The 22600-nt window shown below is 69.9% G+C and carries 20 protein-coding genes, 1 tRNA gene, 1 pseudogene and 1 riboswitch; of the genes and pseudogenes, 13 read left to right on the top strand and 9 right to left on the bottom strand.

Features of this window, described 5'->3' with window-relative positions:
• Positions 1-143: 143 nt before the first annotated feature.
• The 6 genes from lxmK (at position 144) to OG390_RS24400 (ending at position 4509) form a co-directional block, all read left to right on the top strand.
• Complete coding sequence (lxmK, locus tag OG390_RS24425) at positions 144-1277, top strand: class V lanthionine synthetase subunit LxmK (protein WP_406171040.1); 1134 nt, start codon at positions 144-146, stop codon at positions 1275-1277.
• On the top strand, positions 1267-2232 hold the full coding sequence (locus OG390_RS24420) for a T3SS effector HopA1 family protein (protein ID WP_406171038.1): 966 nt from the start codon (positions 1267-1269) through the stop codon (positions 2230-2232). Before lxmK ends, OG390_RS24420 begins: the two co-directional genes overlap by 11 nt.
• A 16-nt stretch (positions 2233-2248) precedes the next feature.
• Entirely contained in the window at positions 2249-3553 is a 1305-nt protein-coding gene (locus OG390_RS24415; RefSeq protein ID WP_406171037.1) for an NAD(P)/FAD-dependent oxidoreductase, read from the top strand.
• Positions 3554-3836: 283 nt separating this feature from the next.
• The gene (locus tag OG390_RS24410; RefSeq protein WP_266797768.1) at positions 3837-3998 is read left to right on the top strand and encodes an LxmA leader domain family RiPP; all 162 of its coding nucleotides are present in this window, start codon (positions 3837-3839) and stop codon (positions 3996-3998) included.
• A 68-nt stretch (positions 3999-4066) separates the two neighbouring features.
• Positions 4067-4240, top strand: a complete 174-nt coding sequence (locus OG390_RS24405; RefSeq protein ID WP_404204785.1) for an LxmA leader domain family RiPP — start codon at positions 4067-4069, stop codon at positions 4238-4240.
• A gap of 140 nt (positions 4241-4380) precedes the next feature.
• Positions 4381-4509: a hypothetical protein gene (locus OG390_RS24400; RefSeq protein WP_406171034.1), complete on the top strand. Its 129-nt coding sequence runs from the start codon at positions 4381-4383 to the stop codon at positions 4507-4509.
• Between the two features lie 85 nt (positions 4510-4594).
• On the opposite strand, the gene OG390_RS24395 is transcribed toward OG390_RS24400, so the two are convergent.
• Entirely contained in the window at positions 4595-5035 is a 441-nt protein-coding gene (locus tag OG390_RS24395; RefSeq protein WP_406171032.1) for a transposase, read from the bottom strand.
• Positions 5036-5814: 779 nt separating this feature from the next.
• Here OG390_RS24395 and OG390_RS24390 point away from each other — a divergent pair.
• A complete protein-coding gene (locus OG390_RS24390) occupies positions 5815-6228 on the top strand; it encodes a leucine-rich repeat domain-containing protein (protein WP_406171030.1) in 414 nt (137 codons plus the stop codon).
• Positions 6229-6460: 232 nt separating this feature from the next.
• On the opposite strand, the gene OG390_RS24385 is transcribed toward OG390_RS24390, so the two are convergent.
• From OG390_RS24385 to OG390_RS24375, 3 genes are all read right to left on the bottom strand, one after another.
• Positions 6461-7015, bottom strand: coding sequence for a DUF6817 domain-containing protein (locus OG390_RS24385; RefSeq protein WP_406171028.1), 555 nt, complete (start codon positions 7013-7015; stop codon positions 6461-6463).
• An 87-nt stretch (positions 7016-7102) separates the two neighbouring features.
• Positions 7103-7729 (bottom strand): GTP cyclohydrolase II, encoded by a 627-nt coding sequence (gene ribA, locus OG390_RS24380; protein ID WP_406171026.1) that lies wholly within the window; start codon positions 7727-7729, stop codon positions 7103-7105.
• 126 nt (positions 7730-7855) lie between these two features.
• Positions 7856-8365: a MarR family winged helix-turn-helix transcriptional regulator gene (locus tag OG390_RS24375; RefSeq protein ID WP_406171024.1), complete on the bottom strand. Its 510-nt coding sequence runs from the start codon at positions 8363-8365 to the stop codon at positions 7856-7858.
• 167 nt (positions 8366-8532) lie between these two features.
• On the opposite strand from OG390_RS24375, the gene OG390_RS24370 reads away from it, so the two are divergent.
• From OG390_RS24370 to OG390_RS24350, 5 genes are all read left to right on the top strand, one after another.
• Positions 8533-9678 (top strand): dihydrofolate reductase family protein, encoded by a 1146-nt coding sequence (locus tag OG390_RS24370; RefSeq protein WP_406171022.1) that lies wholly within the window; start codon positions 8533-8535, stop codon positions 9676-9678.
• Positions 9679-9771: 93 nt separating this feature from the next.
• Positions 9772-9845, top strand: a tRNA-Met gene (locus OG390_RS24365).
• Positions 9846-10069: 224 nt separating this feature from the next.
• Positions 10070-11245, top strand: coding sequence for a PP2C family protein-serine/threonine phosphatase (locus OG390_RS24360; RefSeq protein ID WP_406177834.1), 1176 nt, complete (start codon positions 10070-10072; stop codon positions 11243-11245).
• Positions 11246-11478: 233 nt separating this feature from the next.
• A riboswitch (cyclic di-AMP (ydaO/yuaA leader) is annotated at positions 11479-11635 on the top strand.
• A gap of 11 nt (positions 11636-11646) precedes the next feature.
• Positions 11647-12684: a M23 family metallopeptidase gene (locus OG390_RS24355; protein WP_406171020.1), complete on the top strand. Its 1038-nt coding sequence runs from the start codon at positions 11647-11649 to the stop codon at positions 12682-12684.
• Positions 12685-12841: 157 nt separating this feature from the next.
• Entirely contained in the window at positions 12842-13786 is a 945-nt protein-coding gene (locus OG390_RS24350; protein ID WP_406171019.1) for an aldo/keto reductase, read from the top strand.
• A gap of 192 nt (positions 13787-13978) precedes the next feature.
• Here the strand turns inward: OG390_RS24350 and OG390_RS24345 are convergent, their stop codons facing one another.
• The 4 genes from OG390_RS24345 to OG390_RS24330 all read right to left on the bottom strand — a co-directional run bounded on the left by OG390_RS24345 (position 13979) and on the right by OG390_RS24330 (position 19405).
• Positions 13979-15304, bottom strand: coding sequence for a PrsW family intramembrane metalloprotease (locus tag OG390_RS24345; protein ID WP_406171018.1), 1326 nt, complete (start codon positions 15302-15304; stop codon positions 13979-13981).
• 107 nt (positions 15305-15411) lie between these two features.
• Positions 15412-16275, bottom strand: coding sequence for a tRNA (guanosine(46)-N7)-methyltransferase TrmB (gene trmB / locus OG390_RS24340; protein ID WP_406171016.1), 864 nt, complete (start codon positions 16273-16275; stop codon positions 15412-15414).
• A 296-nt stretch (positions 16276-16571) separates the two neighbouring features.
• Positions 16572-17789, bottom strand: a complete 1218-nt coding sequence (gene lhgO / locus OG390_RS24335) for an L-2-hydroxyglutarate oxidase (RefSeq protein ID WP_406177832.1) — start codon at positions 17787-17789, stop codon at positions 16572-16574.
• A 191-nt stretch (positions 17790-17980) separates the two neighbouring features.
• A complete protein-coding gene (locus tag OG390_RS24330; protein ID WP_406171014.1) occupies positions 17981-19405 on the bottom strand; it encodes an MFS transporter in 1425 nt (474 codons plus the stop codon).
• A gap of 782 nt (positions 19406-20187) precedes the next feature.
• Between OG390_RS24330 and OG390_RS24325 the strand changes: the two genes are divergently transcribed.
• Positions 20188-22290 carry an asparagine synthase-related protein gene (locus OG390_RS24325; RefSeq protein ID WP_406171012.1) on the top strand — a complete coding sequence of 701 codons (2103 nt, stop codon included), beginning with the start codon at positions 20188-20190 and terminating at the stop codon, positions 22288-22290.
• 9 nt (positions 22291-22299) lie between these two features.
• Here OG390_RS24325 and OG390_RS24320 read toward each other — a convergent pair.
• Positions 22300-22539 (bottom strand): annotated as a pseudogene (locus OG390_RS24320) (ABC transporter); the annotation flags it as partial.
• Positions 22540-22600 lie beyond the last annotated feature (61 nt).

Below are 22600 nucleotides of genomic sequence, written 5' to 3'. Positions count from 1 at the left end.
CCGCGTGCACCATTCAACGGTTTCTTGCCGCGGCGGCCCACGTCTGGCGCCGCCGACCAGCACAAACTTGGGGACCGTGCCAAACAATCACCATGTTTGCGGCGTTGCCACCCCGTGCCGCGGGGTCCTAGCGTCCAGCGACCATGGACAGCCAATCAAGCTCCGACCACATACGGTTCGAGCCGGCCGACCTCGGCCGGCACCCTGAGGTCAACGCCCTTCTGGAGCGCACGGGGCTCGGGAAGTTCGTGGCCGACACCGTCACCTCGCCTTTCGGGCGCAACGAGTCCTGGATGGGGACCACGGACCGAGGCGACCGCGTCTTCGTCAAGACATTCGATCCGCCCGGCCGCCAGGAGAGGCTGCAGCGCACGCTCACCTTCACCGAATGCGCCCTGCGGGCCGGTATCGCCACCCCGAAGATCCTCGGGCACGACGAGCGGACGGCGACCGTGGTCTTCGAACTCCTCGACGACCCGCAGTCCCTGCTGGAACTGTTCACCGAATCACAGGACGGCCACCAGGACTTCGACACCAAGTGGTGCGTCAGGGCCGCCCGTCTGATCGCCGACACCCACCGCCTCGCCCCGGACAGCTTCGACACCTCCGACCATCCGTTGCCACCGCTCGGCCCGATGAACGCCCTGACCTTGCCGGGCTACCTGCGGCAGTCGGGAGCCGAACTGCACATGTGGAAACTGCTTCACAACGACCCGGACGTCCTTGAGGCCGTCACCGCCATGAGGACCGCCGACAACCCCACCCTCGGCCAGTGGGTTCCCGTCCACGGCGACCTGCGCCTGGACCAGTTCCTCATCAGCGGCGGCGAGCTGTTCCTGACCGACGCCGAGGAGTCCCGTCTGGGCGATCCCGCCCGCGACCTGGGTGCCTTCGCCGGGGAATGGCTCTACCACGCCGTCAACCGCATCCCCACCGTCCTCAACGAGTCAAGGGTCGTGGGACACGTCCCCACCCATCAGGAGATCGTCGCCACCGGAGCGGCGGAGGTCGACCGCTTCGCCCCCCGTACCCAGGCGTTCTTCTCCGCCTACCTGGAACACGTCGACCTCGACGCATCCCTCCACGAGGAGCTCGCCGTGCGCGCCGCCCGCTACGCCGGATGGCACATGATCGACCGGATGATCTCCATCGCCCGGCAGAAGCAGATCCTGGAGGCCGTGCCCCGCGCCGCCGCGGGGATCGGACGCTCCCTGCTCCTCAGCCCGCGGCAGTTCCTGGACACCATCGGACTAAGGACCCCTGCCCATGCTGCTTGATGCCCAACTCGCTCCGGCCGTCGCCCGACTGGCCGACCAGGTCACCGTCACAGCGACGGACGACGGTGACGTCAGCGCCCTCTGGCAGAAGGAGACCCTCACCGGCAGCTCCCAGAAAGTCGCCTCGGAGCTCGCCGCACTCCTGTACAAGTCCGCACACGCCCGTCTGGACCAGCGCAAGGACCTCACCCCGCGCACCTTCTCCGACCCGGAGTTCGACCGCGCCTTCTATGAGACGGTGGGCGACAGGAACAGCCGCCGTGAGGTGAGTGTCGCTCACGAGGGCGGCGAGCACACCATCGTCGCCCTCGACTCGATCCGTGTCGCGGTCGCCCCGGACAGCCTCACCCGCGACGGCGAGAAAACGTATCTTCGACTGAGCTGGGCCAGACCGTCCCTGTCGCCGGGGTTCTTCTTCCTCACCTCCTGCACGACTCCCATGCCGACCCGGACCGGCGGAGTGCTGCGCCTGTACGCCCACGTGGCCGACCCCGACCACGGCCCCGCACTGCTGGCACGGGCCGCCACCTACCTGGAGGACCGCGGGCTCCCCTGGCAGGCCAAAGCGTCCTCCAGTCGCGACCTGTACCCGCGTACCGACGCCGTCGTGGTCTATCTGCCCCGCGTCTCGTGGAGCGCGGCGCGTGAACTGGCCCAGTTGCTGGAGAGCGGCGGAAACCTCGCAGAGGGCACCTCCGCCTTCACACACTCCCTGACCGCGTCGGTGGGCGTGGCGTTCGAACCCGCCGACAAGCGGCCCGGCCGCGAACGTCTCAGCTTCGGGCAGCACCGCTGCCGTGTTCTTGCCGAGGCCCTGGTGACACACGCGACGACAACGGACGGCCAGAGCCGGACGGGACGCATCGTGGCGATGTTCAACGACGCCTCCATCGACCCGCTCAACCCCGCCCGCAACCTCAGCTCACCGGTCACCCCCGTCATCCCGGCCCACTGAAAGAAAGACCAGCGACATGGCCACCCGTACCACAGACACCGACGTCCTCATCATCGGCGCCGGACCGGCCGGCGCCGTCGCGGCCGGACTTCTGGCCCGCGAAGGACACCGCGTCACCGTGCTGGAGAAGGAGGTCTTCCCCCGCTATCACATCGGCGAATCGCTGATCACCGGCATGCTCCCGGTCATGGAGGAACTGGGGCTGAGAGAAGAACTCGACAACATGGGGTTCCCCAAGAAGTACGGCCTCACCCTGGTCTGGGGCAACGATCCCACCCCGTGGTCCACCAAGTTCCGCGATGCCGGCCCCTACGAGTACTCCTGGCACGTGCGCCGCGCCGAATTCGACGCCCTGCTCGCCAACCGCGCCGCAGACCTCGGTGCCGAGATCATCTACGGGGCCACCCTCACCGCGGCGCTGCGCACCGGCGAAGGAACCGTCACCGGCGTGCAGTGGCGCGACGCATCGGGGGCGGAGCGCACGACCACGGCCCGCTACACCATCGACGCCTCCGGCCAGGCCCGTGCCCTGGCCCGGCTACTGACCCCCGTCCAGCGCGCGGACGACCTCAACTCGGTCGCCATCTGGTCCTACTACAGTCCCTTCGCGCCCCTGCCCGGAGACCTGCACTCCCACATCATGGTCGAGGCGTTCGACGACGGATGGTTCTGGAGCATCCCGGTCTCCGAATTCGAGATGAGCGTCGGCATGGTCATGCACACCGAGGTGTACGCGACCGCGACGAAGAACTCGACGCCCGCTGAGATCTTCGAGCAGCGTCTGTCCACCACTCAGGTGCTGAAGGATCTCCTCAAGGACGGTGTCCGCAAGGAGGGCCTGCGTACCGGCCGTGACTGGTCCTACGCCTCCGATGCCTTTCACGGGCCCGGCTGGATGGCCATCGGTGACGCGGCGGTGTTCGTCGACCCGTTGTTCTCCTCGGGGGTCTGGCTGGCCACGTCCGGGGCGTGGCTGGCCGCAAAGGCCCTCCTGGCATCTCTGGCCACTCCGGAAGCGGAACCGCCCGCGATGGAGAAGTTCGAGAACGTCTACCGGCAGATAGCCAAGGACATCCTGGCCTACGTCCGCTACTTCTACGACCCGAAGCGGAACAAGGAGGACTACCTGGCCAAGGCCAACGCGGCCACGAAGATGGTCTCGGAACAGTCGGAACTGGGATTCATCTCGCTGATCTCGGGGATCAGCAGCCTGCCGGAAGTGCTGAACTTCGACCCGATCGGACTGGAGAACCTGCTCGACGTCGGGCAAAACGTCGGTATCAACCAGGGCGGCCAGCAGGCAGAGCCGGAACTTTCTTAACTTTGCCCCGCCGGGACTGCGGGGGCGGAATTACAGGCGACGGAGCACGAAAGCAGGGAAAGTTACCCGTTTCTTGCGCCTCTTGGAACACCTGAACGGGCATGGCAGCGTATGTCCCGGCCGGTTTCCCCCGACTGGCAGAACACCGCGCAGGATGCGGTGAGGCAGTGTGGCCGCACGGACGATTTCCTTGTCTTCGCGATGTGCGGCCGCACTGCCCGCAGGGCCAGTAACGGGGATTACCGCTGCCACACACTTCTTTCACACACGAGGGGAAACGATCATGACTCAGGACCTCATCTCCGGCTACGCCGCATACGCCGAGGCCGACGAACTGGTGACCGCCACGGGAGAGGCCCCGGCCACCCCCGTCACCATCGCCATCTCCGGCGCGTTCTCCACCTCGCTGGCCGCCAGCGCCGCCACCGTCGGCGCTCACTGCTGACCTCTGACCTTCAGCACACAGTGCCGGTACCACCGGCGCTGTCATAACAGCAATCACAAGGAGAAGACATGACTGACGAACTGATCGAGGGCTACGCCTCCTACGCGTCCGCCGAGGAAATCCAGGCCGCCGGCCAGGCGCCGGCCACCCCCGTCACGGTCGTGCTGTCGATCGCCGGCAGTGCCACCGCCGGTGCCAGCGTCGGTGTCAGCATCGGCGAGAGCATCAAGCACTCCTGCTGACAGCAGCACGTTCGGTCCGGTGAGCCGGAATGCGGCGGTTACGTGAAAACTTTACGTGACCGCCGTATCCCGTTCTTCCGGTGTCGTTGCGGCGGGATGCTAGAATCGGCTGTCATGGCATTACGAAAGGGGGACAGCCGGTGAGTTCAAAAGAGGGCGGAAAAGATATGGAAAACAACCTGTCGATGCTGCTCGCGTACGGCATGGTCGGCCTGTCATTGCTGACGGGACTTGTCGTCTTGCTGTGGATGACCATGCGAAGCAACTAGGCTCAACAGAGCGGTGCAGATTTTTCTGATGGCTGGTCTCCGTATAGGGGACCAGCCATCAGGTGCTTTTCAGGCCATCAATATGTCATCGGGGGTTCCATGGCCTTGTCGCCATGTCGCGCCGCGTGGCTTCTTTAATGGCCCTGAGCTGCAAGAAGGCGTCTCCAAGTGCCGCTTTAAGATTGTGTACCTCTTTGCGGAGCTGTCTTTCTCTGTCGCTTACTTGGGTATCGCCGTCATGAGTCGCAGGCTCGAGTGCTTCTTTCCCGGCGCTGATGAATTTCCGCTTCCAGTTCCCTATGGACTGCTCTGACACGCCCGCGAGTTTCGCTGCATCGGAGATGGTCAGTTCTCCTTTTAAATGCATGAGGACGATGTCTATCTTTCTGGTTGCGGGTAGCGCAGGTGGTCGCGACAAGACTTCCCCCGTTCCTCGGTCAACGCGGGGCGCGTGAGGCTCACGCACCCCAGTCGGATACATGAAAACATGTTCGATGCTGGGGTTAAAACCGCCAATCCGGAACATGAAGGTAAAGCTTACATCATCGTTTGGTGATGCTTTTGTAAATTCTCTGGGGTCCTGAATTTAACCAGCTCAGGCAAGGTCGAGAAGGCTGAGTGGCCGGTGGGGGGGGTGGCCGTAGGGCATCTCGCGGAGGTTGGCGGTGATGTCGGTGTACCCGCATTCGACACCTTGAGGGATGCCTGCGTGCTCGAGCTAACCGCCTGGGGCCAGGAGAGGGAGGTGAACTTGGCGGCTGGTTTGCCGGTGGTCTTCGCTGCTGCTGCGAATGTCTTGGGCTTGCACGTGTGGTCAGTTCGCTGAGAGTGGCGAGCGCCGTCCGGGCGGCCGTAAGTTGCCCCCGCTGGGCCGCCCTCTTTGTGGTCGCCGCGGCGGCGTGCGCTCTGTCGTCTGCGGACGCAGGCCCCGCCGCGCAGGCCGTCAGGACTGCGGCCGTCGATATCCCCGTGGGTATGCCTGTCCTTGTGCACATACCGGAACTTCTCCCGGGGGTTGTGCAGTGATGGGAATAGGGTGATCTATTTCGTGGTCAAGTGACTCTATGCAGCCTGCATGTGCATGTCGAGCTGACTTGAGGAACATCAGAGGTTGACTGCTCAGCCATTTCCTTCGCATCGGGCGCATCCTGAATTGCCCGGCTTCGGATGGGATATGCATATACCTGCTCGTAAGCGGTCGGTAGCTCGCGGTCAGGGCGCGTCCCAAGTCATAGCCGCTGAATGGGCTGGACCGGCACAGGCGCGTCGACCGCTCTCACCGCCCTGCCCGAGACCGTCTGCCGGATGGTCGGCCTGATCGAACTCCGGGCGCAGCACAACCGGCTGACCATGCTGCCCGACGGCATCGGCCGGCTGCACAGCCTGCGCGAGCTCTGGCTCCGGGGCAACGCGGTCGAAAGCCTGCCGCCGTTCATGGCTGACCTTCGCGAACTGCGCCACTTGGACCTGCGGGAGAACGCCCTCGCCGAACTGCCGGAAGTGCCGGCCGACCTGCCCCGACTGGGTCACATCGATGTGCGAAGCAACCGCCTCGTGCGACTGCCGGACTGGGTCGTCGACATGCCTGCGCCGGAGAAGTTGGACCTGTGCTGGAACGCCTGCGAGCCTCCCCCGTCGCTGCTGAACAAGCTGGAGCGGCGAGGGTGCGTCGTCCTCTTGTCGCCCGAAAGCTGCTGCTCAGCGGCGCGCCGTGCGTGAGCGATGCGTGAGCGGATGATGTGGCAGGGACCGTTACGGCGCGGACTGGACATGTGGCAGCACCTGCCCTGACCAGGTGGTTCCGGACCGCGGCGCAGCGTCCGGAACCACCCAACAAGATCACGCCAGGACTTTTGATCCATTGGTTGTGGGTTCGAGTCCCAGAGTCCCACAGGGTCTACCGCGCACAGCCCCGCCCGGCTTCGGCCGGGCGGGGCGCTGTTGTCGTTGTTCAGGCGGTGAGCAGGGATTTCTCGCAGTCGCGCCAGGCGTGGTCGCTGAGGAGCGGGCGGAAGCCGGTGAAGAGGGTCAGCAGACCGGGGCCCCACCGGGTTCGCCAGTCCGGGTTCTCGTCCACGAGGTCGAGTTCGTTGGCGGCGGTGAGTTCGGCGAAGTCGCGGAGCTGCGGCGGGGCGGGGGCCCAGGTGCGGCCGGTGAAGCGGTCACGGAAGGCGGGGGACGGGGACGCGAGGGTCGGATACGAGGCCGTCCGGTCGCAGCTCGCGTAGAAGTGGACCTGGGCCTCGGCCTCGGCGCCGATGACGGATCTGAGCTCGGCGCGGCGGTCGGTCGGGAGCAAGGCGGTGGCGAAGCCGTCGGTGCCGTAGAACGCGTGGCAGAGCCCGGCGAGTTGGAGCGTGGGCCTGGCCTCCCAGCGGGCCAGCCGGTCCCGCACCCGCACCAGGTGCGCCAGCAGTGTGCCCCCCGGATGGTCGATCTGCTCCGCACCGAGCTCGCGCAACAGGGCGATGGCCTCCGCCCCGGTCTGCGTCGCTGCATCCTCCATGGGCCACTCCTCCTGACGGGACCTGTCGGCTTCTCGGCAGATCCTCGGCCGGGACGAACGGGGCAGTCAATCGGCGGACCGGGAGCGTCAGCCCGCCGTGAGTTCCGGCAGGGGGAGGGTGTGCTGGGTCTGGAGGACCTTGGCGCGGAGATAGCGGACGTTGTGGTCCGTGGTGAAGACGCCGGTCGGCACGCGGTGGGAGACCGTGATGCCGAGGTCGCGGAGCTGGTCGGCCTTGTCGGGGTTGTTGGAGAGCAGGTCCAGGGAGTCGATGTCGAGGGCCTGGAGCATCTGGGCGGCGGCCGTGTAGTCGCGGTCGTCCTCGGGCAGGCCCAGCGCGGCGTTGGCGGCGTAGGTGTCCAGGCCCTGGTCCTGGAGGGCGTACGCGTCGAGCTTGTTGTAGAGGCCGATGCCGCGGCCTTCCTGACGCAGGTAAAGCAGCACCCCGCCCCGCTCCGCGATCTGTTCCACCGCCTCGCGCAGCTGCGGGCCGCAGTCGCAGCGGGCCGAGCCGAAGACGTCACCGGTCAGGCACTCGGAGTGCAGTCGCACCAGCGGGTCGGCCCCGGGCGCGCCGAGGACGACGGCCAGGTGCTCCTTGTCGTCGGCGAGGCCGTGGAAGGTGACCAGCTCCGCGTCGACCGAGTAGCCGTCGCCGAAGCGCAGGGGGACCGTGACGCGGGTGCGCACGGTGGCGGTGGGGTAATCGCGCATGTTGTCTCTCCGGTCCGGTCCAGTGGGTTCGTGGACAGTGCTTCAGATTTGAAGCACGTCCCTGGAGGCAGACAGTACATGTGCTTTAAAGTTCAAGCAACGGACTTTACCCACCCCTCGCGTCCCTCACGATGGGGAGGAACGCCGCCGCCACGGCAGATCTTCCCCACCGACCCCGGAATTCTCGCCTTGGATCGCCCGCGCGATGCTCCCGCAGATCTCCTCCAACTGCCCCACCTGCTCGGGGGTCAGATGGTCGAAGACCGCCGACCGCACCGTTTCCACATGCCCCGGCGCCGCCCGTTCCAGGAGGGCCATGCCCTCGTCCGTGAGGGCCGCGACATGGCCTCGCTTGTCGGTGGGGCAGCCCTCGCGCCGTACCGCGCCGTCGTTCTCCAGCCGCGTCACCGCGTACGTCAGCCGACTGCGGGTGATCTTCAATATCTCGGCGAGCTCGGTCATCCGCAGCCGCCGGTCCGGCGCCTCGGACAGCATGGCCAGGACGGAGTAGTAGAGGTGGGGCATGCCCGCCTCCGCCTGGAGTCGGCGGTCGATCGCGTCCTCCAGGAGCGAGGAGGCGGAGACGTACGAGCGCCAGGCGCGCTGTTCGGCGGGGGAGAGCCAGCGGGTCGTCATGTCGCCAGTCTAGGTATTGTTTAAAAGTTGAACCACAGGCCTTGAGTCAACCGTACGAGTCATCCTGAGTCCGTGAACCGTACGGGCCATCGTGAGTCCGTGAACCGTACGAGCCATCGTGAGTCCGTGAACCGTACGGGCCACCGCGAGCCGGAGGGTGCGCCCCCATGCCCCACCCCTACGTCCTGTTGTCCGCCGCCGTCTCCCTCGACGGCTTCCTGGACGACACAGGCCCCGAGCGGCTGCTGCTCTCGGGCCCGGCCGACTTCGACCGGGTCGACGAGGTGCGGGCTTCCAGCGACGCGATCCTGGTCGGCGCGGGCACGATCCGCTCGGACAATCCACGGCTCCTGGTCAACTCGGCCAGGCGCCGCGCGGCCCGGGTGGCCGCCGGCCGCCCCGAGTACCCGCTGAAGGTGACCGTCAGCGGGTCCGGCGACCTCGACCCGGCGGCCCAGTTCTGGCACACGGGCGGCGAGAAGATCGTCTACACGACGGACAAGGGCGCCGCGAGGGCGGCCGACGCCCTGCGCGGACTCGACGACGGGCTCGGCGTCGACATCGTGTCGACCGGTCCCGAGCTCGATTGGCGTGTGCTCCTGGAACACCTCCATGACGTACGAGGTGTGCGGCGCCTCATGGTCGAAGGGGGCGGACGGGTCCACACCCAGCTGATGCGGGAGGAGCTCGCGGACGAACTGCAGCTCGCCGTCGCGCCGCTCTTCGTCGGGGAGCCGGACGCACCGCGGCTGTTCGGGCCCGGGGCGTATCCCCCCGGGCGGATGCGGCTGATGGAGACGCGGGCCGTCGGGGACGTCGTCCTCATCCGGTACGTCCCCACGGCGCCCGGCGTCGGGCGGCTCGCCGCCGCCGCGGACCGGCACTGGCTGACGCTCGCCTGCGAGCTGGCCGCGTTGTGCCCGCCCTCGGAGACCGCGTTCAGCGTGGGCGCGGTGGTAGTGGCCGCCGATGGGACCGAGCTGGCGCGCGGGTACTCCCGTGAGGGCGGCGACTTCGTGGTGCACGCCGAGGAGGCGGCGCTCGCCAAGATCGACCCCACCGATCCGCGCCTCGGCTCGGCCACGGTGTACAGCAGCCTGGAGCCCTGCGCCCGGCGAGCCTCCCGGCCCGCCCCGTGTGCCCGGCTGATTCTCGACGCGGGGGTACGGCGGGTGGTCACCGCCTGGCGGGAGCCCGACACGTTCGTCGCCGGGGCCGACGGGAACGGACTCCTCGTGGCCGAGGGCGCCGACGTGGTCGTACTCCCGGAGTACGAGGAGCGCGCCAAGGAGCCCAACCGGCACCTTTGGTAAATCCTGCCGACACCTGCCGCTGGGGCCCGTACGGGGGCGCGTTTAAACGTGTGTGCTTCGGGTCCTACGGATGGCGTACACTGGTTTCAACGACGCGGGGTGGAGCAGCTCGGTAGCTCGCTGGGCTCATAACCCAGAGGTCGCAGGTTCAAATCCTGTCCCCGCTACTGAAGGCCAAGGGCCGGAACTCGGATTCACGAGTTCCGGCCCTTGGTGCGTGCCGGTCACCACGGCTCCGCACATCCCCCACCTCTCCGCATCCCCCGGTCGGTCCACACGGGTCGCCCCCTGCCTCCGCTCCGGGAAACCTGGATGAGTGGGGCAGCAAACAGGCGAGCAGCGGGCCCAGGGCCCGTACGACCAATCCGGTGGACGGCTGTCCGGCGACCCCATGCCCGCCCCCGGCCTCGGGAGCACCCCGCGGCTCGGCCGCGCGGAACCCGGCCGGCACAGGATCTCGAAGGCGCGCGCCTTCGTCCGGGCGCTTCCCGCACTGCTCATCGTCGGCGGGGCCTTCTACGACTACTTCATGCCGTCCGACTTCACCGCGGCCCCCCTCTTCACGGCCGCGCCGTTGGTGGCCGCGCCCCTCTACTCACTGCGCGGCACGGTGCTCACCGGCCTCGCGGCCATCACCGCGGTGTTCGCGATCCACATCAGGCTCGGCATCGTCCTGGACGTCGACTCGATCACCGAAGTGGTGACGGTGGCGACGGCCGGCGTCCTGGCCGTCGTCATCAACATCCTCGTCCGCCGCAGCGACGCACGGCTCGCCACGGTCCGGGAGATCGCCGAGTCCGCCCAGCGCGCCGTGCTGCCGGAACCCGACGAGCGGATCGGCGGCCTCGAGGTCGCGGCGCGCTACGAGGCCGCGCAGGCGGACGCGTTCATCGGCGGCGACCTGTACGCGGTGCAGGACTCCCCGCACGGCGTACGGCTGGTCGTGGGCGACGTGCGCGGCAAGGGGATGGGCGCGGTGGGCGCCGTCGCCGTCGTCATCGGGGCGTTCCGGGAGGCGGCCGAGCAGGAGGCGACGCTGGAGGCGGTCGCGCAGCGCCTGGAACGGGCGCTGGCGCGCGAGGGCACCCGGCGCGAGGGCCTCGATGCCTTCGAGGGGTTCACCACGGCCGTACTCGCGGAGATCCCGCACGGCGAGGACGTCGTACGGATCGTCAACCGCGGCCATCCGCCGCCGCTGCTGCTGCACGCGGACGGCACGCTCGTCTCACTCGACGCCGAGGATCCCGCGCTGCCGCTCGGCATGGGCGAGTTGGGCACCTGGCCCGACCGGGCGATGCAGGCCAAGTTCCCGCAGGGCGCGACGCTGCTCCTCCACACCGATGGCCTGTCCGAAGCCCGCGACCGGCGCGGGGGCTTCTACGATCCCGCCGCGCGCCTCGCGGGACGCGTCTTCCCCGGGCCGGACGCCCTGCTGGCGGCCCTCGCCGAGGAAGTCCGCAGGCACACAGGAGACGGCACGACGGACGACATGGCGCTGCTTGCCGTGCGGCGTTCTTGGGAGTCGCCTCCACGGCTTCCCGGTGAGTCGTCCGTACGGCGTTCTTGATTGTTGTCACGAGGGGTGATCGGACGGTGCCCCTCCGCATAACAACTGACACACCGTCAACTGAATCGATGTTTATGGAGCGTGGTCAACTCGCCCGATTTGGGCCGGTGGTGACCCCAAAGTCCTGGCCAAAAGCGTTAACGATCAGTCCGAACAGCTTGGAATCCGGTACCCGGGTCTATTAACGTTCGATAACGCAGCGCGGTCGTCCCAGCCGTCACAAGAGGCGGCTCCGTGCGCACGCGCCGAATTCCGCAAGGGAACCGGGGAACCACCAACTTGGGGTGAATCGAGCGTCTTTCACGGTGGAGAAACCGTGGTGGACGCGCGTAGGAGACCTTCCTGCTCCGAACCCGTCAGCTAACCCGGTAGGCGAGAAGGAAGGAAAGGAGCACGCCCACGTGGCGTCCAACCGGCCTGCCCAGCAAACCTCGTTCGCGCCCGACGACACACAGCCCTTCGGCTACGCGTACGGCAACGACGAGGGTCCCTGGGAGGAGTGGAATCCCACTGAGGATTCCGTCCGTCCCGTCCGCGGCCGGCACCGCGTCAGCAAGCAGCGCGGCGGAGGACTCGCGCGCAGCTCCACGGTTCTCGGCGTAGGCGTCATCGCCGCCGTCGGCGCGGGCGGCATGGCCACCGCGGCGCCCGGCAAGTCGCCGGTGTCGATCTCGCTGCCCGACCTGTCGTCGGTCACCGAATCCGCCAAGGCTCTGATATCCGACGGCGGCTCCAGCACGCCGAAGGGCTCCGCCACCCCGCTCACCAGCGCCGGTCTGACCAGCGCCGACTCCGCGCAGGGCACCACCGACGCGGGCGAGGCACTGCGCGCCCGCATCATGCAGCAGGCCGAGTCGCAGCAGGACCAGGTCGACAGCGCGGCCCAGGACGCCGCCGAGACCGCCGCCGCGAAGCAGGCCGTCGCGCTCGCCGCCAAGCAGCAGGACGACGCCGAGGCCAAGGCCGCCGCCGCGAAGAAGCAGGCGGACGAAGCGGCCAAGAAGGCCGCCGAGGCCAAGCGCCTCGCCGAGCTCGCCAAGAGCTACTCGCTGCCCACCTCCTCGTACACGCTGACCTCCCGCTTCGGCGAGGCCGGCTCCATGTGGTCCTCCGGCTACCACACCGGCCTCGACTTCGCCGCACCCACCGGCACGCTGATCAAGGCGATCCACAGCGCGACCGTCACGGAGGCGGGCTGGGCCGGCGCGTACGGCTACCGTACGATCCTCACCCTCGACGACGGTACGGAGCTGTGGTTCTGCCACCAGTCGTCGATCAGCGTCAGCGTGGGCCAGAAGGTCGCCACGGGTGACGTGATCGGGCGCGTGGGCGCGACGGGCAACGTCACCGGGCCGCACCTGCACCTGGAGGTCCACCCCGACGGCGGCGACGCGATCGACCCGATGGCGTGGCTGCGCGGCAAGGGCCTCACCCCCTGACACGTACGTTCTCCTGATCCCCGGTGGTCCTGACCGACAACCCCCCGACGTCAGGGCTGCCGGTCAGGCGTGTGCGCAGTCGTGCGGGGCGTGCGGGTGATCGGGCGGGTAATCGCGTGTGGAATGCACCCATCCGGTACGGGTGTTGAAGTTGAGCATGACTTCTCTGCGCAAGCTTGGTTCCTCCGACCTCGAGGTCTTCCCGCTCTCCCTCGGCGGCAACGTGTTCGGCTGGACCGCCGACGAGGCCCAGTCCTTCTCCGTGCTCGACGCGTACGCGGCCGCCGGCGGCAACTTCCTCGACACGGCCGACTCGTACTCGGCGTGGATCGAGGGCAACAAGGGCGGCGAGTCCGAGACCATCATCGGCAAGTGGCTCAAGGCGCGCGGCAACCGTTCGGATGTCGTGGTCGCCACCAAGGTCAGCCAGCACCCCGAGTTTCCGGGGCTGTCCGGCGCCAACATCAAGGCCGCGGCCGACGCGTCCCTGCGCCGCCTGGGCACCGACTACGTCGACCTCTACTACACGCACTTCGACAAGCCCGAGGTGCCGGTCGAGGAGATCCTCGGCGCGCTCGACGAGCTGGTGAAGGCGGGCAAGGTGCGTCACATCGCCGCGTCCAACATCTCGCCCGAGCGGCTCCGGGAGTCCCTGGAGTTCTCCGACCGCGAGGGGCTCGCGCGGTACGTCGCCCTCCAGCCGCACTACAACCTCGTCTCGCGCGATACGTACGAGGGCGCGCTGCGCGACATCGCGTCCCGTTCCGGTCTGGCGGCCGTCCCGTACTTCGCCCTCGCCTCCGGATTCCTCACCGGTAAGTACCGGCCGGGAGCGACGGTGGACTCGGCGCGGGCCCAGGGCGCGGCCAAGCACCTTGAGACGGAGCGCGGGCTTCGCGTGCTCGCCGCCCTCGACGAGGTCGCCCGGGCCCATGACGCCGAGGTCGCCACGGTCGCCCTCGCATGGCTGGCCGCCCAGCCGACGGTCGCGGCGCCGATTGCTTCGGCGCGGACGCCCGAGCAACTGCCGGCGCTGCTGGGGGTGGCGGACCTGGTCCTGACGGACGGGGAGCTGAGCAAACTGACGGAGGCGTCGGCGTAAGCGGTTGTTTCTACGCCCCCTCCGCCCCTGCCCATTCCCGTACCAGCCTTTCGGCTGCGGGAGGGTGGGGGCTTGTCGCGCGGTTCCCCGAGCCCCGTTCAGGGGCGCGGGGAACCGCGCGATCTTTTGGCGGGGGTCTGGGGGCGGTAGCCCCCAGGGACGGGACGGGCAGGGGCGGAGGGGGCGAAAGAACTACGTGCGGTACGGGTTGTACGCGGGATATGGGGTGGCCGCGGCTCCGTAGGGGCTGTACGTGTACGCGTAGCCGTGCGCGGGCCAGGGTGGGGGTACCGGGACCATCGGGGCCGTGGCCCGGGCCGCGTAGGACAGGGCCGGGCGGGCCACCTCCCGGCGGCGCCACAGCTCGTCGAGCAACTCCCGCTCCCGCACGACGAAGTCGGCACCCGCGCGCCCCCGGCGCCCCCGGTGCCGCAGAAACGCCAGAGAGGTCGCGTACGCCTCGTACTCCGCGACCGAGCGAGCCGCGGCCTTCCCGAAGTGGTGCCCGGCCCACTCGCGGGCGAGCCGCCGCGCCCGCATCGAACCGAGCACATACGGCTCGGGCGCGGTCAGCCACCCGGCGACGGCATATGCGGGCAGTTCCGTGCGCACGGTGCGCAGCTCACGCTGCCGCGTCCAGACGGCCAGCCAGGTCAGCAGCCCGAACGCGGGCACCATGAACGCGGCGTACACCGCGAAGAACCCGTACTCCCCGAAGCTCGACGAGCTGTTCCAGGCGGAGTGCATGCCCATGGCGAGCAGCAGTCCGGTGAGGGGGAGCAGGACGCGGCGCAGATGCTGGCGTTCGGCGGACAGGGCCGCGATGCCGAAGCCGATGCCGGTCAGCACGGTGAACAGCGGGTGCGCGAAGGGCGACATCACCACGCGGACGAAGAAGGTCGCGGCGGTGACGGACGCGAGCCCGCTCTCGCCGCTGAGCTGGTCGGTGCCGAAGGCGGTGCCGAGGTAGAGGATGTTCTCGGTGAACGCGAAGCCGGTGGCGGTGACCCCGGCTATCACCACCCCGTCGACGATCCCGGTGAAGTCCCGTCTGCGGAAGAGGAAGACCAGCAGCACGGCCGCCGCCTTCGCGGACTCCTCGACGATGGGCGCTATGACGGTCGCGCCGAGGGTGTCGGCGCTTGAGGGATCGGCGGTCGCGGTCGCTATCCATCTGGTCGCGAAGCTGTTGGCGACGATCGCTATCAGTGCGGCCGCGCAGGCGCCCCAGGCGAAGGAGAAGAGCAGGTTCCGCCAGGGCCCGGGCTCGACCCGGTCCAGCCACCGGAAGGCGGCTATGAGGAGCGGCACGGGGAACACGGCGAGGCCGAGGCCGACCAGAAAGCCCTCGGTGCCGGTCTGTTCGCGGACGAGGGCCAGGATCACGAGCCCGCTGATCGCGAGCAACGCGATCAGCGCGCCGTACCGCACCCACTTCCGCTGCCACCAGTGTGCGTGCCGCAGCGCACCGCCGGCGGGACCGCTGGGGTGCGTCGGGTAGGGGGGACAGGTGGCCACGGCATCGACCCTAACGAGGGAGGGGCGCAGCCCGCGACGGCGCCTGGTGCCGCCCCGGGGGGCTCCCGAGAGAGGTCCGAGAGACTCCCGCGGGGCTTCAGCGGGCTTCAGCTGTCGACGGATTGCTGGTCCGGCTGCTGGTCCGGGTGGTCTACGAGGTGCTGTACGCGCCGGAACAGGAGGTCGTTCACCACATGACCCTTGTCCAGTCCCTGGCCCTCGAAACGGGTCAGCGGCCGGAAGTCCGGACGTGGCGCGTAACCACCGTCGGGCTGGGTGTTCTCGAAGTCCGGGTGTGCGCTCAGTATTTCGAGCATCTGTTCGGCGTACGGCTCCCAGTCGGTCGCGCAGTGCACCAGGGCGCCCGGCTTGAGGCGGGTCGCGACGAGGCTGAGGAACTCCGGCTGGATCAGCCGCCGCTTGTGGTGCCGCTTCTTGGGCCACGGGTCCGGGAAGTACACGCGCAGGCCGCTCAGGGACTCCGGCTGGAGCATCTCCCTGAGCAGGATGATCGCGTCGCCGTTGCCGACCCGGATGTTGGACAGACCGTTCCGGTCCGCGAGATTGAGCAGATTGCCCTGTCCCGGGGTGTGCACATCCACGGCGAGGATTCCGGTCTCCGGGTCCTCGGCCGCCATGTGCGCGGTGGCCTCGCCCATCCCGAACCCGATCTCGAGCACGACGGGCAGGTCGCCCCCGAACAGCTCCGCCAGGTCGATCGTCCGCTGCCCGTCGATGTCCAGCCCCCACTTGGGCCACAGCCGCTGCAGCGCGTCCGCCTGCCCGGCGGTCACGCGACTGCGCCGCGGCTGAAAACTCCGGATTCGACGCTCGAAGTGCGACCCGGCGGGGTCGGCCTTCGGTCCGTCGGGGAACCGGGGCTCCCCCTTGGCGCGGGCATGACGCAGCGAGCCGCCGGTGGGTGGGACGGGACGCGGCTCTTCGGGCGAGGTGAAGGAGGACTCAGACACAGTGGGGTCGATTTTACGGCGGTCGGCCGCGCCCGGGCGCTACGCCCCCGCAGGGGCGCGGGGAACTGCGCGACAAGCCCCCACCGCCCGCAGCCGAGGGACAACCGGAGGGGGCTGGGGGCGGAGCCCCCAGGTACGGGACGGGTAGGGGCGGGGGGGCGAAAAACTCTCATGGCCCTGAAGGGGCGCGGGGAACTGCGCGACAAGCCCCCACCGCCCGCAGCCGAGGGACAACCGGAGGGGGCTGGGGGCGGAGCCCCCAGGTACGGGACGGGTAGGGGCGGGCGAAAAAGCTCTCAAGCCCCTGCCAGCGCACCCAGCGCCCTCCGGGCGACCTCTCTGCCGATCGGCAGAGAGGCCGTCGCGGCAGGCGACGGCGCGTTCAGCACGTGCACGGTCCGGGGCCCCTCCTGGATCAGGAAGTCGTCCACCAGCGTCCCGTCGCGCAGGACGGCCTGCGCACGGACCCCCGCCGCCGCGGGGACCAGATCGTCCGGCGTCACCGCGGGCAACAGCCGACGCACGGCGTCCGTGAACGCCGGCTTCGACAGCGACCGCCGCAGCTCCCCCGCCCCGTACCGCCAATGCCGTCGAGCGATCCGCCAGGCCCCGGGCCACGCCAGGGTCGCTCCAAGCTCACGAGGGCGTACGACACTCCACCCGTACCCCTCCCGGGCGAGCGCGGGCACCGCGTTCGGCCCGATGTGGACGTCTCCGTCGATCCCCCGGGTGAGGTGGACCCCGAGGAAGGGGAAGGCGGGGTCCGGCACGGGATAGACCAGTCCGTGCACCAGCTCGGGCCGCGCCAGCGAGTAGTACTCGCCCCGGAAGGGGACGATCCGCATTCCCGGGTCGTCCCCCACGAGACGCGCGACCTCGTCGCAGTGCAGCCCCGCGCAATTGACCAGCACGCGCCCGCGGACCACCGACCCGTCGGTGGTGAGCACGGCGGCGCCGCGCCCGGGCCGCCGGTCGACGCGGACGACATCCGCCCCGTACCGGATGTCGGCCCCGGAGGACTCCGCGAGCTGCCGGGCCACCGCGACGAAGTCGCAGATCCCGGTCGTGCCGACATGGATGGCGGCGAGCCCGCGCACCTGTGGCTCGTACTCCGCCATCTGGGCGGGGCCCAGCTCTCGCACCGGAATGCCGTTCTCCCGGCCGCGCTGGACCAGCCCGTGCAGCCGGGGCAACTCCGCCTTGTCCGTGGCGACGATCAGCTTGCCGGTGACGGCGTGCGCGATGCCGTACTCCGCGCAGAACTTGACCATCTCGGCGGCGCCCCGCACCGCGTACCGCGCCTTGAGGGAGCCCGGGCGGTAGTAGATCCCGCTGTGGATCACCCCGCTGTTGCGCCCCGTCTGGTGCTGGGCGGGCCCCTGCTCCTTCTCCAGCACCGTCACCCGCGTGCCCGGTGCCGCGCGCGTGATCGCATACGCCGTCGACAGGCCGACGATGCCGCCGCCGATCACCAGCACATCGCAGTCGTACGCGAGCTCCCGCACCTGCACCACCTCCCGACTTCGATAGTGCACTGCGCCACTGACAACGCGCTCAAACCCGGGGGAGGCCCTGCACCCCGAAGGGGCGCGGGGCTGTCACATCCTGCGGCTGCGCCGCGCGGGCGCGACCAGCACACACAACCTGCGGCCCCGAGACCGCAGCGCCAGGCAGACGCGTCGGAACCCTGCTCCGAACGGAGCACCTACGCGGGAGCCATCAACAGCGGCCGTGCGCGCTCCCGCAGTTCGACCACGCGCGGTTCGTCGCCGTACGGCTCCAGCCGGTGCAGGAGATCCTTCACGTACTCGGTGGTGCGAGCGGAGGAGATGCGTCCCGCGACCTCCACCGCCCGTACGCCCTGCTCGCACGCCGCGTCGAGGTTGCCCGACTCCAGCTCGGCGACCGCCGACACCACCAGGCGCAGCCCGTGCGAGCGTACGAACTCTTCCGTCGGCTTCGACAACGCCTGCTCCGTGAAGCGGCGCACCTGGCGCGGTGCCTTCAGGTCGCGGTAGCACTCGGCCGCGTCGGCGGCGAAGCGGTCGTACGAGTAGAAACCGAGCCAGGACGGGTCGTGGTCGCCGTCGCGGGCCCGCTCCAGCCAGCCTTCGGCGGCCCGCAGGGCGGTGCCGGCCGCCTGGGCGTCACCGGCGCGCGCGTGCGCGCGTGCCTCGACGAGGCGGAAGAAGCTCATGGTGCGGGCTGTCGCCAGTCCCCGGTTGCGCTCCAGGGCGGCCTGGGCGAGGTCGACGCCCTCGTCGCCGAAGCCGCGGTAGGTCGCCTGGAGGGACATGGAGGCGAGTACATAGCCCCCCAGAGGCACGTCGGCGGCCGCCCGGGCCAGGCGCAGCGCCTGGATGTAGTAGCGCTGGGCCGCCTCCTGCTGGCCGGTGTCGAAGGCCATCCACCCGGCGAGGCGGGTGAGCTCGGCGCTGGCTCCGAAGAGGGCCCTGCCCACCTCGTCCGAGTAGGAGCCGAGCAGCAGCGGTGCCGCCTCCACCCTTAAGCACTCGGGCACCATGGACGAACGCCAGTCGCCGCCCCCGTACTTGGAGTCCCAGCGCCTGGCGTCCTCGGCTGCCTCACGGAGCTTCTGCACGTCGCTGTGGCCGACTTTCAGCGGTGCTCCGGAGCCCTCACCGGGGCTCACCTCGCGCGCCACCGAGCTGTCGGCCGGGGTTATCAGCCACCGTGACGCGGGAGTTGCGTATGCGCTTACTGCGAACGAGCCCGCCAGCGACTGCCAGATGCCGCCGCCGCCGGCCCGGCGCCCGGCGAGGTCGAGGCGGTACAGCTCGGTCGCCGAACGCACCGCCTGTCCGACGTCACGGGGGAAGGCGAGGCCCACTTCGGGTGCGGGATCCGCGTCGGCCAGGCCGATCTCGTGGAGCGGCACCGGGCGGCCGAGCTTCTGGCCGATCGCGGCCGCGATGAGGTGCGGCGCCGCACCTTGCGGCACCATTCCCTTCGACACCCAGCGCGCCACTGACGTCTTGTCGTAGCGAAGAGTCAACCCGCGTTGAGCGCCAAGGTCGTTGACGCGTCGCGCGAGTCCTGCGTTGCTGATTCCCGCGAGGGCGAGAACGGCGCCGAGTTTTTCGTTCGGCCCGCGTTGCTCCCTGGACATGCGCCACCCCTCGACACAGACGGCTGCCGCGCTGGCATAACCACGCGGCATTCGTAAACCCAGCGTAGTTCGCCCAATCCCAAGCGTTAAGGGGCGTACTTCCGGATGGCGGGATTGTGGTCCGTACGACAGTACGGACGGTTGCCGGCGTGCTCCCGCTGTGTGGCCGTGCGCCCGTCCGTGCGCTCTTCTCCGGCCATCGGGGGAGCGCTTCCATGGATCGTGCGTGGGTCGGCCCGCTGTACTGGATCCAGTGGGCTGGGGGACACCGCCGCCTACATCCCCGCGGGCGGCGGACCGGTCCGGGAGGCGAACTCCGCCTCCCGGACTGTGCGTTGCGGAGCGGTGCGCAAGGCCTGTACGGAGCGTGTGCGCGCCTGTGCATCCGCAGCTGATTTGGCCGAAAATCGACGGTGGCCATCGGGCGCGAATAGGGCTCCTACCACGTCAGTTGAGGGCGCGCAGGGGGTTTTGGGGGAGCGTATCGGGGGCGCATTCGCGTCGGCTCGGGGCTGGTCGAGTGCCGGTCGAGGGAGCGCTCGGCACCGCTCCGAAGGTCGGCGGGCGGGGCGCTCGACACCACTTCGGGAGTCGGCTCTCCGTCGGTGGCGGGTGGGGAGACGGCGGGCGTGCGTCGGCTTCGGATCGGCACGGGCGCCCATTCGGGGGCGCACTTCAGGGAGTGCAAGCCGCCGCAGGGGCCCTCCCACGCGCTTCCTTCGTGGCAGCATGGTGCCCAGTTCGTACGGTGCACTGGTTGTCCACAGCCCGTGGAGGCGGCGATGCGATGGTTGGTGGGGTGGAGCAGTACCGCCGCCAGAGCGCCTGAGATCGGCTCGGCGGGCGCCACGGGCAGCGACGGTGAGACCGTTCACCCGGTGGGTTCCCAACTCCTGTGGGGCGACCCCGATCCGCTCTGGGCCGTCGGCGACTGGCGTCCCGACGAGGTGCGCGTGGTGAAGGCCGACGCGCAGAACCGGATCGCCGTACTCGGCACCTGCGGAGCCTCCGACGAAGAGCTGCGGGTCGGGCTGTTCGCCGCGCGCGGAGGGGCACTTCGGCATCTGACCAACTGGTCCGGCAGCTACACGGCGGTCGTCCAGGTGGGCCGGAGGGTGACCGTCTGCGGTGATCTCGCGGGCGCGCGGCCCGTGTTCTACACCCCCTGGGCGGGTGGCACGGCCTACGCGACCGCCGCGCTGCCCCTCGCCGACCTCATCGAGGCGAACCTCGACTTCGGGCATCTCGCGGCGCTGCTCGCCGCCCCCGACGTACCGGCCGCGGTGCACGACTCGACCCCTTACGACGGTGTGCGGCGCATCCCGCCGGGGCACGCGCTGATCCTGCGTGCCGGGGCGCGCGAGATCGCCGGGTACGAGCCGGTCGCCTCCCTCGCGGTCGCGGCGCCGTCGGCCGACCCGACGAGCGCCGTGGACGCCGTGCGTGACGCCCTCGTGGAGGCCGTACGCGCGCGTCTCGCCGCGCCGCGCCATGTGCCGGGCACCGATGTGGACCCCGGGCCCGTGCCCGGAATGGGGCCCGCCGAGCGGCGCGCCGCGCGCGGGATGCCGGTGCCGGGGATCGGCGCCGACCTCTCGGGCGGGCCGGCCTCGGGGACATTGGCGCTGCTCGCGGCCGGGCTTCCGGGGGCGCCCGGTACCGTCCTCGGGCACGGCACGGGCGCCGGTGAGCGTCTTCTCGCAGTCACCTTCAACGACCTCGCCGTCAGCGGGCGGGAGGCCGAGCTGGAGCGGGCCGGCACGCTGGCCGCGAATCCCCGGCTGCACCATGTGGTCGTCGCCGGGGGCGAAGAGGTGCTTCCTTACGCCGACTTGGAGGGTCCGCTGACGGACGAGCCGGGCCCCTCGCTGGTCACGGCCGCCCGGCATCGCGTGCGGCTCTCCTCGGGGAGCGCGGACCACTTCACGGGGTACGGCGCCCGGCAGGTCCTGGACGCCCACCCGGCGCGGCTCGCCGACCTGTTGATGGACCGCAAGCGGCGACATCTGGTGAAGCCCGTCGCTGCGCTGGCCAAGGCCGACGGGTCGGTGCTGGTCCCCGCGCGCGTGTACGGCGCCGCGCGGAAGCTGGCCCGTACGCCGTACCGCACCGGTGTCGACGAGCTCGCCGACCGGCTGCTGCACCGGCGGTTCGAGGAGCCGGGGGGTGCGGTGGGGGCGTCGCTCGCCGCGCTCACCTGGGCCAGACCCGGGCCTGCGGCGCGATGGCTGACCGGGGAGGCGCTGGCTGAAGTATCGGTTCGCCTGCAGGGCGCGACGGGGCGGCCCGGGGTCGGTCCCGGGCAGCGGCCGGGCGACTTCCGCGCACGTGCCGCGCTTGCGCGTCACGCGGCGGATCTGCGGGTCCTGGAGCAGGCCGCCGAGATCCGCTTCCAGCGGCTGCACGCGCCGTTCCTCGACAACCAGGTGGTACGCGCGTGCCGTGACCTGCCGGAGGCGCTGCGGGTGCAGCCCGGGGCGCGGGCGGCGATTCTGCGGACGGTGCTGGAGGGGGCGGGGGTGGCTGATCTCCCCGCTGGGTGGGGCGCGCCTTCCCACGCGTCCTCGGCTGCGGCTGCGCGTACGGGGTTGCGGGTGGCCGCGGATCCCTTGATCGCGTTGTTCGACACGCCGTTGCTCGCCCAGGCGGGCCTGGTCGAGGCCCGCGTGGTCCGCAAGGCGCTGCGCGGGGCCGCGGAGGGCCAGCCGCTGCCCCTGGACGGGCTGGCCGACCTGGTCTCCCTGGAGCTGTGGCTACGGCGGCTGCTGGCCCGGCGGGGGACCTGCTGGACGGGAACCCCTGCCCGACAGCGGGCCGTGCCTGCGGGGATCGTGCCGCAGGGGCGGGCGTTGGGGGCGGGGGCCGGGGCGGTTCGGCGGGGGTAGCTGGGGGAGGGTGACCTCGCGCAGTGCGGAGGCGGCGCTCTGGTAGGCGGCCGGGTCGGTGAAGCGGAGCCGGACGTGTCCGCCGGGGATGAGCCGCTTGAGCTCGCCGGCGGTGCCCTCGGCGGCGATCTTGCCGTCGTGGAGCACGGCGATGCGGTCGGCGAGTTCGTCGGCCTCGTCCAGGTACTGGGTGGTGAGGAAGACGGTGACGCCGACCGTGACGAGCTCGCGGATGATCTGCCACATTGTACGGGACGGATAGGGGCGGAGGGGGTGAAATCCCCAAACCACCCGCACTCCCGCGCCGGGC

It is taken from the genome of Streptomyces sp. NBC_00996 (assembly GCF_045162675.1).
In the GTDB taxonomy this organism is placed as follows: domain Bacteria; phylum Actinomycetota; class Actinomycetes; order Streptomycetales; family Streptomycetaceae; genus Streptomyces.
Note: the sequence above shows the minus strand (reverse complement) of the source record. Positions and strands in the feature narration are given on the sequence as shown.